This window comes from Natronomonas gomsonensis (genome assembly GCF_013391635.1).
In the GTDB taxonomy this organism is placed as follows: Archaea; Halobacteriota; Halobacteria; order Halobacteriales; family Haloarculaceae; genus Natronomonas; species Natronomonas gomsonensis_A.
On the sequence record NZ_JACAWU010000001.1, the window covers coordinates 795,253 to 811,623 of the forward strand.

General features: G+C 66.8%; 12 protein-coding genes. 9 read left to right on the forward strand and 3 right to left on the reverse strand.

Annotation, left to right across the window (positions count from 1 at the left end; all coding sequences use genetic code 11):
* The first annotated feature begins 92 nt into the window (after positions 1–92).
* From HWX69_RS04220 to HWX69_RS04240, 5 genes are read left to right on the forward strand one after another with little or no spacing between them, the layout of a single operon-like run.
* Complete coding sequence (locus tag HWX69_RS04220) at positions 93–1,130, forward strand: TAXI family TRAP transporter solute-binding subunit (protein ID WP_178915854.1); 1,038 nt, start codon at positions 93–95, stop codon at positions 1,128–1,130.
* A gap of 1 nt (position 1,131) precedes the next feature.
* Complete coding sequence (locus HWX69_RS04225; protein ID WP_218644664.1) at positions 1,132–1,608, forward strand: DUF1850 domain-containing protein; 477 nt, start codon at positions 1,132–1,134, stop codon at positions 1,606–1,608.
* Complete coding sequence (locus tag HWX69_RS04230) at positions 1,602–4,271, forward strand: TRAP transporter permease (protein ID WP_178915855.1); 2,670 nt, start codon at positions 1,602–1,604, stop codon at positions 4,269–4,271. Before HWX69_RS04225 ends, HWX69_RS04230 begins: the two co-directional genes overlap by 7 nt.
* Positions 4,272–4,318: 47 nt before the next feature.
* Entirely contained in the window at positions 4,319–6,934 is a 2,616-nt protein-coding gene (mutS, locus tag HWX69_RS04235) for a DNA mismatch repair protein MutS (RefSeq protein WP_178915856.1), read from the forward strand.
* Positions 6,934–8,283: a DolP-mannose mannosyltransferase gene (locus HWX69_RS04240; protein WP_178915857.1), complete on the forward strand. Its 1,350-nt coding sequence runs from the start codon at positions 6,934–6,936 to the stop codon at positions 8,281–8,283. Before mutS ends, HWX69_RS04240 begins: the two co-directional genes overlap by 1 nt.
* 1 nt (position 8,284) lies before the next feature.
* Here the strand turns inward: HWX69_RS04240 and HWX69_RS04245 are convergent, their stop codons facing one another.
* Positions 8,285–8,587 carry a putative quinol monooxygenase gene (locus HWX69_RS04245; protein ID WP_178915858.1) on the reverse strand — a complete coding sequence of 101 codons (303 nt, stop codon included), beginning with the start codon at positions 8,585–8,587 and terminating at the stop codon, positions 8,285–8,287.
* A 107-nt stretch (positions 8,588–8,694) separates the two neighbouring features.
* On the opposite strand from HWX69_RS04245, the gene mutL reads away from it, so the two are divergent.
* A complete protein-coding gene (gene mutL / locus HWX69_RS04250) occupies positions 8,695–10,677 on the forward strand; it encodes a DNA mismatch repair endonuclease MutL (RefSeq protein ID WP_178915859.1) in 1,983 nt (660 codons plus the stop codon).
* A 27-nt stretch (positions 10,678–10,704) separates the two neighbouring features.
* Entirely contained in the window at positions 10,705–11,634 is a 930-nt protein-coding gene (locus HWX69_RS04255) for a PfkB family carbohydrate kinase (RefSeq protein WP_178915860.1), read from the forward strand.
* 3 nt (positions 11,635–11,637) lie between these two features.
* Here the strand turns inward: HWX69_RS04255 and HWX69_RS04260 are convergent, their stop codons facing one another.
* A complete protein-coding gene (locus HWX69_RS04260; protein ID WP_178915861.1) occupies positions 11,638–13,122 on the reverse strand; it encodes an MATE family efflux transporter in 1,485 nt (494 codons plus the stop codon).
* Positions 13,119–13,706: a TetR/AcrR family transcriptional regulator gene (locus HWX69_RS04265; RefSeq protein WP_178915862.1), complete on the reverse strand. Its 588-nt coding sequence runs from the start codon at positions 13,704–13,706 to the stop codon at positions 13,119–13,121. Before HWX69_RS04265 ends, HWX69_RS04260 begins: the two co-directional genes overlap by 4 nt.
* A gap of 145 nt (positions 13,707–13,851) precedes the next feature.
* Here HWX69_RS04265 and HWX69_RS04270 point away from each other — a divergent pair, with 145 nt between their 5' ends.
* Together HWX69_RS04270 and HWX69_RS04275 are read left to right on the forward strand one after the other, a co-directional pair.
* A complete protein-coding gene (locus HWX69_RS04270; RefSeq protein WP_178915863.1) occupies positions 13,852–15,054 on the forward strand; it encodes a prolipoprotein diacylglyceryl transferase in 1,203 nt (400 codons plus the stop codon).
* Between the two features lie 63 nt (positions 15,055–15,117).
* Positions 15,118–16,338: a hypothetical protein gene (locus tag HWX69_RS04275; protein WP_178915864.1), complete on the forward strand. Its 1,221-nt coding sequence runs from the start codon at positions 15,118–15,120 to the stop codon at positions 16,336–16,338.
* Positions 16,339–16,371: the final 33 nt, after the last annotated feature.

Below are 16,371 nucleotides of genomic sequence, written 5' to 3' on the forward strand. Positions count from 1 at the left end.
CTATGCAAAGAACTTCAATGCACTAACAAATATACGAAAATCGCAAAAGATGTTGGAAGCGTTTATTACTGAACGTGATTATATGTAGAGGTATGCGCGACGAACTCACGAACGACAGAATCAACCGACGTAACCTCCTCGGTGCCCTCGGCGCCATCGGTGTCGCCGGAATTGCCGGCTGTACCGGCAACGGCAATGGCAACGGCAATGGCAACGGGAACGGTAATGGAAACGGCAACGGGAACGGCAACGGCAACGGCAACGGTGGTGGCGAAACCATCCGATGGCACGCCGGCGGCACCGGTGGGACGTACTTCCCGCTGTCCGGTGAGTTCGAGACCGTCGTCGAGAACAACACTGACTACAACATGGAGGTTTCGGCGACCGGTGCCTCCGTCGAGAACGTCGGTAGTCTCAGCAGCGGCGACGCGGACTTCGCGCTCATCCAGAACGACATCGCGTACTTCGCGAAGAACGGTACCGGTATCGACGCGTTCGACGGTAACGCTATCGAGAACCTCCAGGGCGTTGCGACCCTGTACCCGGAGACGATTCACATCGTCCTCCGACCCGATGCCGGAATCGAATCCCTCTCCGATATGGAGGGCATGCGCATCAACACCGGCGACCTCGGTTCGGGGACGCAGGTCAACGCGCTGCAGATTCTCGAATCCGCGGCGGGTCTGACGCCCGACGACTTCGAGGAACAGAACACCGACTTCACGCAGGCGTCCAACCAGATTCAGGACGGCGACATCGACGCGGCGTTCGTCGTCGGCGGGTGGCCGGTCGGTGCCATCGAGGAGCTCGCGACGACGGCGGATATGGAACTACTCACGCTGTCCGACGACGAGCGACAGACCATCAAGGACGCCGCCTCGTGGTTCGCCGACGACACCGTCCCCGCCGGCACCTACGAGGGTATCGACGAGGACGTCGACACCGTCTCGGTGCAGGCGATGATCGCCACCCGCGCGGAGTACGACGCCGAAATCGTCGAGAACGTCACCGCAGCCATCTTCGACAACCTCGACGACCTCACCATCAAGACGGACTTCATCAGCGTCGACAGCGCACAGGACGGGATGTCCATCGAACTGCACGAGGGTGCAGCCGCCTACTTCGGCTAACGTGTCCCGCCGGGTGTGGTTGGCGGCCCTCGTCGCCATCGCGGTCGTCTGCGTCGGTGGCGTCGCCGCAACGGGGGCGGCGACCCAATCCGTCCTCGTCGTCAGCGAGGACGGTGACGACCTCCTCGTCACGCCCGTCGACAACGGAACCGAAGTCACCGTCGAATACACCCACAGCGTCGAGAAGACGCTCGTCAGCGACGTGTACGCCGTCGACGGTGACCGACTGACGATGACACGGATGGAGTTCAGCTCCTACGGTGCTGGGCTTCCGTCGACCGTCTCCGTCACCGAGATAAACGATAGATACGTCTATTACCCACCGGAACGGCACTACGACCCACTTCGTATCACGACCGGCTACGTGGCCGACCACGACCTCGTCGTCGGGGACCGACGATACGACCTCGTCGACATCGCCGACGGCGGCACCGTCGAAATCAGCGTCGAAACACGGCTCAGAATCCCACAATGGTAGATGACGACCACGAAACCACGACCGACGAGGCGGCAGCCGAGGACGCCGACCAGGTCCTCGAAGAAATCGAACGGAAGCGTTCCCTCCGGGGGGCGGCACTCGTCGCCGTCGCGGCCGTCGGCATCACGTTCTCGCTGTTCCAGTTGTGGATAGCCGCCCGCGGGTTCACCTTCGAGGCGACGATTCCCGGCATCGGCACCGTCCGTCTCATCTCGTTGCAGCAACTGCAACTGCGGGCCATCCACGTCAACTTCGCGCTCATTCTCGCGTTCCTCCTGTATCCGATTTCGGACGGTACCGGCGCGGTGTCGCGCCGTCTCGGGCGAATCACGCCGTTCGTTCGGGACCGACTCGGAGACAACCCGATTACCCGTGTACTCGAGGGCATCAGCGGTGCGGTCAGTTGGCTATTCCTCGACCCCGAGCACGACCGCATCACGCCGGTCGACGTCGGCCTCATCTTCCTCTCGCTGTTACCGACGCTGTACTACCTGACGCGGTACTCGGAGGTAATCGACGTCATCCGGGTGTTCGGCCTCCGCGGCGGCGCGCCGTTGGGCGAGTTGTACCCCTGGCTCGAACCGCTCGCCGTCGGTCCGCTTTCGACGTGGCCCTTCGGGTACCTGATGGGCGTCCTCGCGATTCTGCTGGTGTTGGAGGCCACCCGACGGGCGCTGGGGGTCATGCTGATGTCGCTCGTGAGCCTGTTCATCATCTACGGCCGCTTCGGCTACCTCATTCCCCGCGACGCGCCGGGGGTCGGCCTGCTCGCGACCAGCGAACTCCGCTGGGACCAGGTCGTCCAGAACCTCTGGTACACAGTCGAGGGCATCCTCGGCGTCCCGGTCAGCGTCAGCGTCCGGTTCATCTACATCTTCATCCTCTTCGGTGCGTTCCTCGAGATGTCCGGCGCCGGCAAGTGGTTCATCGACCTCGCGTATTCGATGACCGGCACCAAACAGGGCGGCCCGGCGAAAGCCAGCGTCGTCTCCTCGGGCTTCATGGGGATGATTTCGGGGTCCTCCGTCGCGAACACCGTCACGACCGGCGCACTCACCATTCCGCTGATGAAACGCTCCGGGTACTCCCCGGAGTTCTCCGGTGCCGTCGAATCGTCGGTGTCCTCCGGCGGGCAGATTCTCCCGCCAGTGATGGGCGCGGCCGCGTTCCTCATCGTCGAGTTCATCGGCGTCCCGTTCCGTGAGGTCATCATCGCGGCGACGCTGCCGGCCATCGCCTTCTTCTTCGGGATGTGGATTATGGTCGACCTCGAAGCCGGCAAACACGGCATCGGGGGGCTCCCCCGGTCGGAGCTGTTGGACATCGGCCCACACATGCGACGCGGCTGGTTCTATCTGGTCCCGCTCGGCCTGTTGCTGTACTACATCGTCATCGCTCGCCTCTCCATCGGTCGGGCCGGTTGGTTCACTATCGTCGCGACGGTCGCGCTCATCTCGGTGGTGGCGGCCTACAACCGGGACGCCGGGCCGGTTCTGATCGGTGGCATCTTCGCTCTGTTCGTCGCGAGCGTCCTCTCGCAGTTCTTCGCGGGGACGACGATTATCGGTCTCCTGCTCGGGGACGCTGGGGCGGGACTCGGCCCCGCCGCCGCCGTCCGCGCCGCCTTGCCACAACTGGCGGTCATCGCCATCGGTCTCAGCGTGCTCACGCTGTTGGCCCGGCCGCGGTCGGAGGCGCCGCTCCTGGAGTTGGACGACACCGTCACCGAGACGACGGCGGCCATAGACGAGCGATTCGGCAGCGAGATGGCGACATCGCGTGCGGGGTCGTTCGCCACGTTCATCCTCAAATCGCTCGACAACGGCGCACGAACGGCGACCGTCGTCGTCGTCGCCGTCGCCGCCGCCGGCGTCATCCCCGGCATCATCAACCTCACCGGACTCGGCGGGAGCCTCCGGGCGCTCATCCTCGGCGTCAGCGGCGGGTCGTTCGTCATCCTCCTGGTTCTGACCGGCGTCGCGGCCATCATCGTCGGGATGGGCATGCCGACGACGGTCATGTACATCATCATCGTCGTGCTGCTCGGGCCGACCATGCAGGAGTTCGGCGTCGCGCTGCTCGCGGCACACCTGTTCGTCCTGTATCTCGGCCTGATGGCGGACGTGACGCCGCCGGTCGCCGTCGCCGCCTACGCGGCCGCAGGCGTCGCCAAATCCGACGCCTTCGAGACCGGCCGAATGGCGTTCATGCTGTCTTTGAACAAGATTCTCGTCCCGTTCGCGTTCGTCTTCGCGCCCGGCATCCTGCTGATTCGGGGCGGTGACACCGGCGGCGAGTGGGCGGTGATGTCCTTCGCCGACTTCGCCGATCTCGGGTTCGTCATCCCGGACGTGCTGATTCCGGTCGTCGGGATGTTCGCGGGCGTCTACGCTCTCGGTGCCGCCATCATCGGCTACTACCGGACCGACGTGGGCAGATTCGAACGCGTCGGCTTCGGCGTCGCGGCGCTGCTGCTTTCGGTTCCCGGGATGGTGCTCATGCCCGCCGAAAGTGTCGCCGCACTCGCCGGAATCGAGGCGACGCTGGCCACGACGACGTTCGACATCGCGCTCCGTGCCATCGGTGGCGTGATGCTCGTCGCACTCGCCGGCAAGAACCGCAGGCAGGCCGCCGGAGAGGAGTCCACCGCGGCGACGGCCTGACGGACGGGACCCGTCACGTTTTAGCGGCCGGCCGTCACCCTTCCAATATGGCTTCCGGCATCGTCGGCGAGTTCTTCGCCCTCAAGGAGGAAAGCGAGGCCGACGTGCTCGCGATGCAGATGGGGGATTTCTACGAGTTCTTCGGCGACGACGCCCGACTGGTCGGCGATGAACTCGATTTGAAGGTCTCCGAGCGCTCCGCCGGCGGCGAGAACTACGCGATGGCCGGCGTCCCCGTCGACGACCTCACGCCGTATCTGAAGGCGCTCGTCGAACGGGGGTATCGCGTCGCCGTCGCCGACCAACGCGAGGTCGACGACGACATCGTCCGCGAGATATCGCGGGTGGTCACGCCGGGGACGCTACTGGAGACCGACGACGGCGACGCCCAGTATCTCGCTACGGTCGTCTCGACCGGCGACGAGTACGGCCTCGCCTTCTGTGACATCACGACCGGTGCGTTCCGGGCGACGGCGGTCTCCGGCCCCGACGCCGCGAGTCGGGCGCTCACGGAACTGTACCGGTTCGCCCCCGTCGAGATACTCCCCGGTCCCGACGTGCGCAACGACGACGATTTCCTGAGTCGGCTTCGAGAACGCAGCGACGCCCGCCTGACGCTCCACGACACCGAGGCCTTCGCCCCTGGCCGTGCGAGACACACCCTCGGCGAGCAGTTCGGCGAGGCCGTCGAGTCGGTCGGCCTCGACAGCGAGGCCGCGACGACCGCCGCCGGTGCCGCAATCGATTACGTCGCAGAGACCGGCGTCGGCGCTTTGGCGTCGGTCACCCGACTGCAGTCGTACGCGCCCGACGACCACGTTGCCGTCGACGCGACGACCCAGCGCAACCTCGAACTCACCGAGACGATGACCGGCAACGGCCGGACGCTGTTCGAGACCCTCGACCACACCGAGACGAGTTCCGGCGGCCGCCTGCTTCGGGAGTGGCTCACCCGGCCGCTACGACGACAGGGTGAACTCCGCCGTCGGCAGTCGGCGGTGGCGGCGCTGGCCGACGACGCCCTCGTTCGGGAGGGGCTGCGCGAGACGCTCGCCGGCGCCTACGACCTCGAACGGGTCGCCTCGCGAGCGATTTCGGGAAGCGCCGGTGCCGACGCGCTCCTTCGGGCGCGGGCGACGCTCGAACTCCTTCCCGACCTCGCCTCCTCCATCGAGGAGTCGACACGACTGGCCGACTCGCCGGTCGGCGACCTCTTTGCGGACATCGACCGCGAGGCCGTCGCCGACCTCCGACAGGAACTCGACGCGCTGGCCGACGACCCGCCGAAGACGCTCCACGAGGGCGGCCTCATCGAACGCGGCTACGACGAGGACCTCGACGACCTGGTCGAACGCCACGAGGCGGCCGTCGAGTTCTTCGAGACGCTGGCGGACCGGGAAAAACAGCGTCACGGCCTCACGCATCTCACCGTCGGCCGCAACAAGACCGACGGCTACTACGTCCAGGTCGGAAAGAGCGAGACCGATTCGGTCCCCGAACACTATGAAGGCATCAAGACGCTGAAGAACGCCGAGCGGTACGTCTTCGAGGAACTCCGCGAGAAGGAACGCGAAATCCTCCGCCTCGAAGAGGAACGCGGCGACCGCGAGTACGAGGCGTTCTGCCGACTCCGGGAGTCGGTGGCGAGCGAGGCCGACCTGCTCCAGCGAGTGGGCCGGACGCTCGCAGAACTCGACGCCTTCTGCTCGCTTGCGACCCACGCCGCCAAACGGGGATGGACTCGCCCCGAGTTGACCGACGAGGGCGTCCTCTCCGTGGAGGCGGGCCGCCATCCGGTCGTCGAAACCGACGTGGAGTTCGTCCCCAACGACCTGTATCTCGACCGCGACCGTCGCTTCCTGCTCGTGACCGGACCGAACATGTCGGGCAAATCGACGTACATGCGACAGGCCGCGCTCATCACGCTGCTCGCACAGGTGGGGTCGTTCGTCCCCGCTGACGGCGCGACGGTCGGGCTCGTCGACGGCATCTACACCCGCGTCGGCGCCTCCGACGAACTCGCACAGGGGCGTTCGACGTTCATGGTCGAGATGCAGGAGCTGTCGAACATCCTCCACTCGGCGACCGAAGACTCGCTGGTCATCCTCGACGAGGTGGGCCGCGGCACCGCCACCTACGACGGTATCTCCATCGCGTGGGCGGCCACCGAGTACCTCCACAACGAAGTCGGGGCGTTCACGCTGTTCGCCACCCACTATCACGAACTCACGACGCTGGCCGAGGAACTGCCGCGCGTCGAGAACGTCCACGTCGCGGCGGCCGAACGCGACGGCGACGTAACCTTCCTGCGGACCATCGAGGAGGGGCCGACCGACCGCTCCTACGGCGTCCACGTCGCCGGCCTCGCCGGCGTCCCCGACCCCGTCGTCGACCGGGCGGGAGACGTACTGGACCGCCTGCGTTCGGAGCGGGCAATCGAGGCGAAAGGCGGTGGTGACGCTGGCGAACCTGTTCAGGCCGTCTTCGATTTGGGCAGCGGCGACTTCAGAGGGGAGGCCACGTCGGACGGCGGCGACGAGCCCCAACTCCCACCGGGGACCGAATCGGTGCTTGAAGAGCTACGCGACACCGACGTAAACGAGGTGCCGCCAGTAGAACTGATGGCCCGAGTGCAGGAGTGGCAACAGCGATTGAACGACTGATGACCGAACCGGAACCGACCGAACGACTTCGAGCACTCCACGACAGCATCGACGAGAATTGGCTCCGCTGTCTCGCGATTACGGCGGCCGTCGTCCTCGTCGTCGCGACGGTCGTCAAGTTCGCCGCCGACCCCTTCGCGGTGAACCGCGACTCGGCGCTGTTCCAACACGCCGGCTGGTACATCACGCAGGGCGCGACGCCGTACGTCGACTTCTGGGACCTCAAGCCGCCGCTCATCTACGCGGTGACGACGGTGCTGGCCCTCCTCTCGGGCGGGAATATGGCCGTCTTGCACGTCCTAAGCGTGTTCGTTGCCGTCATCGCCGTCTGGTCCGGCGTGGTCGTGGTCGGCGTACTCACACACCGCCTCACCGACGACGGCTTCGCCGCCGTCGTCGCCGGATTGACGATGTTCGTCGTGCCGACGGTGTACGCCTTCCCCGCGTCCGGCATCCGGCCGAAGTACTTCGCGTTCTGTTTCGGCGCCGCGGCGCTGCTGCTCGCCGTCGAGGACCGCCCCGCCGCAAGCGGCGCCGCAGCGGCGGTCAGCGCCGGTTTCTGGCAGTTGGGTGGGGGACTCGCGATACTGGTCGTCGCGATGAGCTTCCAGCGCGGCGGGTGGCGAGCGAGCGGCCGGACGGTCGCCGGCGGTCTCGCGGTCGCCGTCGTCGTCGTCGGCCCGTTCGTCGCCGCCGGACTGGCTATTCCGCTGTTCGTCGAGACCGTCCTCGCGCCGGTGTACGGCGTCGAGGGGTACACCATTCCCGGCCGGCTTCTCGCCGTCGTCGTCGAGATCGGTATCGGCGGCGTCGTCTTCGTCGCCGTCGGTGCTTATGGGTGGCTCCGCGGATTCATGGCTGACCGCCGACGGTACTGGTGGATCGTTTTGGGCGGCATCGGCTACACCGGACAAATCTTCCTCGAGATGCAGGGGGCAATCGAGTTGATACTGCTCTTCACCTTCCTCTCGGTCGGTATCGGTATCATCGTGGCTCACGCCGAGTTGCCGTCCCAACGGTGGCGAGTCGTCGCCGTCGTCGTCGTGTTGGCCCTCGCGGGCGGCTACTGGGCCGCCGCACCGGTGACGCCGCTCAAGGACGACCTCGAAGAGACTCAATCCGAGTTGGACGGGCCGAAATACGAGACGCTGCCACCGATTCCGGAGGGCGCGCCGTCCATGCAGACCATCTACTGGGAGAAACAGCAACCCGAGATGTGTCACTACCGTTTCGGCGAGAAACAGCGGGCGTTCGAGGCACGGATGGGTGGGGACCTGACGAAATCCCAGTGCGGGCAGTGGCCCTTCGAGGAACCGCCACGGGAGTGGTTGCTCGGGGGCCTCGTCTGACCTACATCAACTGCGTCTTCGAGTCCACGTCGAAGCGGTACAGTTCGGGTTCGCCGGCGAGGTGGGCGGCGATTTCGGCCTGGAACGACTCGAAGTGGTCGCTGCCCATGTGGGCGTCGACTGCGTCGCCGTCCTCGTACTGCTCGATGACGCGGACGGTGTTGGGCGATTCGATGTCGGTCGTGACTCGATAGTCGATGACGCCGTCCTCGGCGCGGGATTCGACGGCGAGTTCTTCGACGAGTTCGAGGGCGTCCTCGCGGCTATCCGGTGCGATGGGTAGCTCCGCGTGCATCACTATCATACAGTCGGTCATCGGCGACCGTCGTGAAAAGCGTTCCCGGCCCGTGCGCGGAGCGCGGACACGGATATTTATGCCGCAGCGGACGAAGGTGCCGACGACCCTGTTCGATGAGCCCCGACATTCGCGAACTCGACGACGACACGCGCGACAGAATCGCCGCCGGCGAGGTGGTCGAACGCCCCGCCTCGGTCGTCAAGGAACTCCTCGAAAACGCCCTCGACGCCGACGCCTCGCGAGTGACCGTCAGCGTCGAGTCGGGCGGCAAAGAGCGCATCGTCGTCACCGACGACGGCGTCGGGATGTCGGAAGCCGAGGCCCGGAAGGCCGTCCGCGAGCACACGACGAGCAAACTCCGGGACATTTCCGACCTCGATTCCATCGGCACGCTCGGATTCCGGGGGGAGGCGCTCCACGCCATCGGCTCCGTCGCTCGGCTGTGTATCCGGACGAAACCACGCGGTGGGTCGCAGGGAACCGAACTCGTCGTCTCCGGCGGCGAGGTTCGGGAGTGCGGCCCCGTCGGCTGTCCCGAGGGGACCACCGTCGAGGTGACCGACCTCTTCGGCAACGTTCCGGCCCGACGGAAGTACCTCAAGACCGACGCCACGGAGTTCGACCACGTCCAGTCGGTCGTTGCGGGCTACGGGCTGGCAAACCCCGCGGTGTCGGTGACGCTCGAACACGACGGTCGGGAGTCGTTCTCGACGGCCGGCGACGGCGACCGACGGAGCGCGGTGATGGCGGTGTACGGCCGGGAAGTCGCCGCCTCGATGGTGCCAATCGAGGCCGACCACGACGACGGCGGCCCGCTGGCCGGCGTCGACGGACTAATCAGCCATCCCGAGACCAACCGCGCGGGCCGGGAGTACATGACCACGCTCGTCAACGGCCGGTACGTCACCGCCAGCACCGTCCGTGAGGCCGTCGTCGACGCCTACGGAACGCAGTTGGCGCCGGACCGCTATCCCTTCGCAGTCGTCGACATCGACGTGCCGCCGGGCGGCGTCGACGTGAACGTCCACCCGCGGAAACTCGAGGTGTTGTTCGCCGACAGCGAGGGTGTCCGCCGGCAGGTCCGTGAGGCAGTCGAGGCGGCGCTGTTGGACGAGGGGTTGCTCCGGTCGTCGGCGCCGCGGGGCCGTTCAGCGCCCGAGCAGACGGAGATTTCGGCGGGCGACGATGGCGACGGCGAGACCGTCGATACCGAGTTGACCGATTCGGGGCACCGCGCTCGACCGGAAACGGGGGGTGGTTCCACACCCACCCCCGCTTCGCGTGGAGGCGATGTGGACGACGACAACGACAGTCGGCCGACCCCCGCGTTGACCGGAACCGATTCGACAGATAGCGAGGCGTCGACCGCGGCCTCGGCGAGCGACGAGAGGACCACAGCTACCGCCGGCCGCCGGTTCCGCGACAGACCCACACAGCGGACGTTCGACGGCGAGGAGACGCGGGGAGCCCCCGAGACGTTCGACCGACTCCCGTCGCTGTCGGTGCTCGGGCAGTTCGACGACACCTACCTCGTCTGTGAAAGCGCCGACGGCCTGCTGTTGGTCGACCAACACGCCGCCGACGAGCGGGTGAACTACGAGCGCCTGCGCGAGCGCTTCGCCGGCGACGTGACGACCCAGACGCTCGCCGACCCAGTCGAGTTGGAAGTCACCGCCCGTGAGGCGGCGCTTCTCGACGACCACAGCGAGGCGCTCGCGCGCCTCGGCTTTCGGGTCCAGGGCGGTGACCGAACCGTCACGGTGACGACAGTGCCCGCACTCCTCGCGGAGGAACTCGGCGGCGAGGCGGCCGAACTGGCCCGCGATTTGCTGGGCGAGTTCGTCGAGGGCGATCCGGCGGGAACCGTCGAGGCCGTCGTCGACGACCTGCTGGGCGATTTGGCGTGTCACCCTTCCATCAAGGGCAACACCTCGCTCCGGGAGGGGACGGTCGCGGAGTTGCTGGCGGCCCTCGACGACTGTGAGAACCCCTACGCGTGCCCGCACGGCCGGCCGACGATCATCGAACTCCCGCGCGAGGAGATCGAGAACCGCTTCGAGCGGGACTACCCGGGCCACGGCGGCCGCCGGGACTGATTTGTATTCGGGCCGTGTGGCCCGACCATGGAACTCGTCACGCTGGGTGCGGCCGCGTTGGAACTCGCGCCGCCGGGGAGCGAACGGCTCGAAACGGCCCAAACGCTCGACGTGGGCGTCACCGGGCCGGAGTGCAACGCCGCGGCGGCGGCGGGCCGAGTCGGAGCGGAACCGGTGTGGCTCTCGCGACTTCCGTCGGGACCGCTCGGTGCTCGCGTCGAGGGCGAACTCCGTGGCCACGGCGTCGAAGTCGTCGCCGACAGCGCCACGGGTCGACAGGGGCTGACGTTCTTCGAGCGCGGCCGCACGCCGCGTCCGGACGCCCGCATCGACGACATCGGGAACGCGGTCGTCGAGGGGCTGACGATGGATTCGATTCCGACCGACCGCGTGGAGGCCGCCGACACCGCCTACGTCACCGCCGCGACGCCGCGGGCGTCGACGGGGCTGGCCGGTGCGACCGCGAAGTTCCTCAAGACCGCAAGCGACGCGGGCGCGAGGACAGCACTCGGCGTTTTGGACACTCGAGGGTGGCGCGACCTCGACTCCGCACGGGAGACCCTGGAGGGACTGTTGCCCGCCGTCGACGTGCTGGTCGGCACTGCAGACGCCGTCGAGGCGGTGTTCGACCGGGGCGGCGAACCCTCGAAAGTGACCCACGCGCTGGCGTCGTCCCACGACCTCGAGACGGTGGCGTTGTGTCGGACATCCGACGCCGCAGTGTGGCACGACTCGACGGTTCACGGCTTCGAGCGGCCCGAGGTCGATTCGGTCGACGCGACCGGCGCCGTCGACGCCTTCGCCGGCGCCTTCCTCGCCGGTCTCGACGGCGGAGTCAAGGCTGCATTGCGACGGGGTATCGCCGCCGACGCGCTCGTCAGGACGACGCCCGAGGCGCTGCCGACGTTCTCTAGTGACGAAGTCGAGGCCGTCGCGGAGACGCTCGAACGAACCTAATCGTCAGTCGTCGGCGACTTCCAGCCCGCCGGGGGCCTCCACGTCGTCGGGGTCGACGACGCTGTCAGTCCAGGTCCCGCGGAGGAACCACGCGCCGGTGGTCAGCGCCGAGGCCACGAAGGAGATGGCGACGGCGTACCAGACACCGACGACGCCCCACCCGAGCACGGTCAGGAAGACGAAGGAAAGCGGGATGCGGAACAGCCACAACTCCTGGACGGAGAGCAACATCGCCGCTCGGGTCGATCCCGATCCCCGGAATCCGCCCAACACGACCTGAAACACGCCGAGGAAGACGTAGGCGGGGCCGGCGATGCGGATGTAGGCGGCGCCGTACTCGATGACGGTTCCCGCGGCGGCGTCGCCGGGTGGGAGGAAGACGCCGGTTATCGCTTCGGCGAAGGGGTATGCGGCCGCGACGAGGACGAAAAAGGCCCCGGCGACGGTCGCACTCGCGAGGAAGACGGCCCGTTTCGCCCGGTCGGTGTGGCCGGCGCCGAGGTTCTGGCCGACGACGGTTTCGGTGCCACGGGCGAAGCCGAGTGCCGGCAGGAACAGCAGCGACGCGAGGCGGTTGACGATGCCGTAGGCGGCGACGGCGTCGTCGCCGGCGAGGGCGATGATAGCCGTCATCGCGGCGATGCCGCCCGAGCGGAGCCCCTGTTCGGCGCCGATGGGAGCTCCCACGTCGAGGATTTTGCGAACGGTCTCCCGTCGGAGCAGGAAGTCCGAAAGCTCCGGCGAGAGTCCCACGTCGCCGAACAAAAGCAGGTACAGCCCGATTACCGCCGGGAAGAAGCGGGCGACGACGGTGGCGATAGCCGCGCCCTTGACGCCGTAGCCCTCGAAGCCGGTCAGCGCGAACAGCGTCGTCTGGAGGGACTCGGTTCCCGTCCACGCGAACATCGGGTTGTCGACGAACCCCAAGACGAGAAACGGGTCCAAGGCGACGTTGAGCGCGACGCTACCGGCCATGAGGTACAGCGGCGTCCTCGTGTCGCCCCACCCGCGCATGAGCGCGTCGAAGATGAAGAACCAGAACATGAAGATGACGCCGAGGAAGACGACTCTGGTGTAGTCGGTGGCGTAGGTGTGAGCGGCGGTGCCGGGGGTCGCACCGACGACGGCGAGCAGATACGGCGCCGAGAGGTAGCCGGCGGCGGCGAAAACTATTGCGACGACGGAGACGAACGAGACGGTCTGTCCGGCGACGTGGTGTGACTGCCGGAAGTCGCCCGAGCCCTTGTGTTGGGAGACGAGGACGGTCCCGGCGACGGTGAGGCCGCCACCGACGCTCACCATCAGGAAGACGATGGCCCACGCGTACGACAGCGCGGCGACGGCGTCGGCGCCCAACTGGCCGACCCAGAAGGTGTCGGCGAGGTTGTAGCCGACCTGCAGGACCTGTGCGGCGACGATGGGGGCCGAGAGGACGACGAGCGGCTTGAACAGCTCGCCGTCGGTGACGTTGACTGACCGGTCTCTCACTCGACCACCAGCCAGCCGTCGACGAGGTCCTCGACGAGCGAATCGTGGACGGCCTCGATGGCGTCGTCGTCGCCCAGCGTGACCCACCGAATCCGTGCGCCCTGAATCGCCGCGAGCACGTGGGCGGCGGTCCGACGGGCGTCGACCTCGCGGAACGTACCGTTCTCGATGCCACGCTCGATGACCGCGGTCACGGTCGCGTGTACCTGTGCGTCGTTTTCGGCCAACTGCGCCCGGAAGGCGTCGTTGTGCGGCGCCTGCGCTCGGAGCTCCAACAGCGCGGTGTGGAACGCCCGGTGGTCGGCCCGGGTGCGGTCGTCGCCGAAGCAGAACAGCTCGACCAGATCGACGAGTTGCTCGCGGGAGTCCTCGTCGGACGGCGAGACGCGCTCTTCGAACTTCTCGATGAGGTGTGCCAGAAGCGCGACCAGCAGGTCCTCCTTCGTGTCGAAGTGATAGTGCAACAGCGACTTGCTGCAGTCGCACTCGTCGGCGATGTCCTGCATCGTCAGCGAGGCGTACCCGTGTTCACAGAGGGCTCGATAGGTCGCCTCCATGATTCGGTCACGCGTCTCTTCAACCATTATTGACTGACTAGTCAGTCAGACACTTTAATGGTTGCGGCTCACGCCCGGTATCCGCCGCGTTCGGCCCGCAGCGCCCGTGGTAATATGACCCACAAGCGGCCACGAAATTTATGTCGGCCCATGAACTCTCCACCAGTTGCAAATGAAATTCAGAGCAACACTACTGTCGGCGCTGTTGGTCGTCTCCCTCGTGGGGGCGGCCGCCGCGCCCGCAGCAGCGACTCAGGAAGGCGAGGCCTACAGCGGGAGCCACGTCGAGTTCCAGACGCAGAACAGCGCAGTGGCCGGCTATGCGGTCAACGACGCGATTATCGTCGAGAACGTGAGCGTCCAGTCCTCGGAGGAGGCGCGTAGTCAGGCCGGTCTCGGTGCCGACGCCGGACTGTCGACGGCGACGGAGTTCAGCGGTGCGGGACTCCAACTCGCCTCCCAGACGAGTCTGAGCGCGACGGTCAGCGTCGAGAGCGGTGCGGAGATGCAGGCCCACGACAACTCCCGGGGTATCTTCCAGGTGCGCGCCAACGATGGCGCTCAGATGGTCCACGCCAACCTCAGCAGCGACGCGGAGGCCGAATCCGAGAGCGACGAACGGGTCGTCGTGACCAAGGAGGACGGCAGTCAGGGGACGTTCATCGTCGTCGGCGACGGTGAGGTCGTCGTCAACGAAGAGGGCAACGTCACCGCCGAAGTCGAAGAAGGGAGCCAACTCGTCTACCGACAGTACGACGACGGCGAACGCTCTGACGACGACGAACAACAAGAGCGGATGATTCAGAACGGCACTGCGACCGCCGAGGTGTTCGTCGAGTCCGCCGCCGAGAGCGGCCAGGACAGTGCCGACGACGGCGAGGACAGCGCAGAGGACGGTTCCGACGAGGGTGAAGAGGCCGCCGCGAGCGTCGTCGAGTACGGTCAGGCCACCACCGTCGAGGTGACCAGCCGAAGCGAGAACACCATCAACATGACCGCCGAGCGCTCCCAGAGCGAGGGGAAGGTCGTCCTCGCGACGGTCTCCGACGAGGCCTTCTCCAGCGCCGAGGACGTCGAAGTCCTCGTCGACGGTGAGGCCGCCGCACAGGCCGACTCTTACAGCGAAGTCGAACAGGCCGCACAGGGCGGCGACAACTCGGCGTACTACGTCTCTCAGTCCTCGAGCGCCGAGGCGTTCCGTGCGACCGACGTCGCAATCGGTGTCAACCACTTCTCCGAGCGTGACGTGTCGATGCAGAGCGACGGCGGAAGCGGCGACGACGGCGGGATGACCGGCGGCGACGGTGCCGGCTTCGGCGTCTTCGCGGCCGTGGCCGCCCTCGGTGCGGCCCTGCTAGCGACCCGCCGACTGTAACGCGGCGTCGAAACGTATCGTTCGGCCAAGAAGTTTATTTTTACGCGGTGATTTCCGCCCGATATGCGACACAGAGCAGTGTTGCTGTCGGCGCTTTTAGTCGTCTCCCTCGTGGGGGCGGCTGCTGCGCCCGCAGCGGCACAGTCCACCGACGCGGAAGGTGAAGCGTACGCCGGAAGCCACGTCCAGTTCAACACGACCGGCAGCGCCGTCTCGAACTACGCGGTCGGCGATGCGGTTATCGTCGAGAACGTGAGCGTCCAGTCCTCGGAGGAGGCGCGAAGTCAGGCCGGTCTCGGCCTCGACGTGGGGCTCTCGGCCGCGACTTCGATTGTCGGTTCGGCCGTCGAGACCCGAACCGAGGCCGACGCCAGCGTCCGCCTCGGCTTCGAGAGCGGCGCGGCGATGCAGGCCCACGACAACGCCCGCGGTATCTTCCAGGTACAGGCCAACGACAGCGCCCAGATGGTGCAGGCGAACCTCTCGAACGACGCGGAGGCCGAATCCGAGAGCGACGAACGAGTCGTCGTGACGAAAGACGACGGCAACCAGGGGGCGTTCATCGTCGTCGGTGACGGCGAAGTCGTCGTCAACGAGGAGGGCAACGTCACGGCCGAAGTCGAGGAGGGAAGTCAACTCGTCTACCGACAGTACGACGGCGATGGTGAGCGCTCCGAGGACGACGACGAGCAGGAACGGATGATTCAGAACGGCACCGCCACCGCCGAGGTGTACCTCCAGGAGTCGGCGGAGACGGGCGAAGAGGCCGGCGCGGCCACCGCCAGCGTCGTCGAGTACGGCCAGGACACCGCCATCGAGGTCGAAAGCCAGAGCCGCGAGGAGGTCAACATGACCGTCGAGCGCACCCAGAGCCAAGGGAAGGTCGTGTTGACGAGCGTCTCGGAGTCCGCCTTCGACAACGCCGAGGACATCGAGGTGTTCGTCGACGGCGAGGCGGCCGCACAGGCCGACTCCTACAGCGAAGTCGAGCAGTCCGCGATGGAAGGCGACGAACCGCGCTACTACGTCTCTCAGTCGTCGAGCGCCGAAGCGACGGCGAACGTCGCCATCGGTATCGACCACTTCTCGGAACGCGCGGTGTCGATGCAGAGCGCCCAGGAGGACACATCCACGGCGACTGAATCGGACGCTGCAACCGAAACCGACAGCGCCGACGGAAGCGACACCGCGACCGAGGAAACCACCGGTGACGGCGCCGGCTTCGGCGCGCTCGCGGCTCTTGCGGCGCTGGGGTCGGCACTCCTCGCCGCCCGCCGGCTGTAACCTCTTAGTTCGTTAGCACTTTAGCCGGCGAAA

Excerpts from the sequence above, each read along its gene's own strand:
- HWX69_RS04220 (WP_178915854.1), top strand. The coding sequence starts at position 93 with ATGCGCGACGAACTCACGAACGACAGAATCAACCGACGTAACCTCCTC.
- HWX69_RS04230 (WP_178915855.1), top strand. The coding sequence starts at position 1,602 with ATGGTAGATGACGACCACGAAACCACGACCGACGAGGCGGCAGCCGAG.
- mutS (WP_178915856.1), top strand. The coding sequence starts at position 4,319 with ATGGCTTCCGGCATCGTCGGCGAGTTCTTCGCCCTCAAGGAGGAAAGC.
- HWX69_RS04240 (WP_178915857.1), top strand. The coding sequence starts at position 6,934 with ATGACCGAACCGGAACCGACCGAACGACTTCGAGCACTCCACGACAGC.
- HWX69_RS04245 (WP_178915858.1), bottom strand. The coding sequence starts at position 8,587 with ATGATAGTGATGCACGCGGAGCTACCCATCGCACCGGATAGCCGCGAG.
- mutL (WP_178915859.1), top strand. The coding sequence starts at position 8,695 with ATGAGCCCCGACATTCGCGAACTCGACGACGACACGCGCGACAGAATC.
- HWX69_RS04255 (WP_178915860.1), top strand. The coding sequence starts at position 10,705 with ATGGAACTCGTCACGCTGGGTGCGGCCGCGTTGGAACTCGCGCCGCCG.
- HWX69_RS04265 (WP_178915862.1), bottom strand. The coding sequence starts at position 13,706 with ATGGTTGAAGAGACGCGTGACCGAATCATGGAGGCGACCTATCGAGCC.
- HWX69_RS04270 (WP_178915863.1), top strand. The coding sequence starts at position 13,852 with ATGAAATTCAGAGCAACACTACTGTCGGCGCTGTTGGTCGTCTCCCTC.
- HWX69_RS04275 (WP_178915864.1), top strand. The coding sequence starts at position 15,118 with ATGCGACACAGAGCAGTGTTGCTGTCGGCGCTTTTAGTCGTCTCCCTC.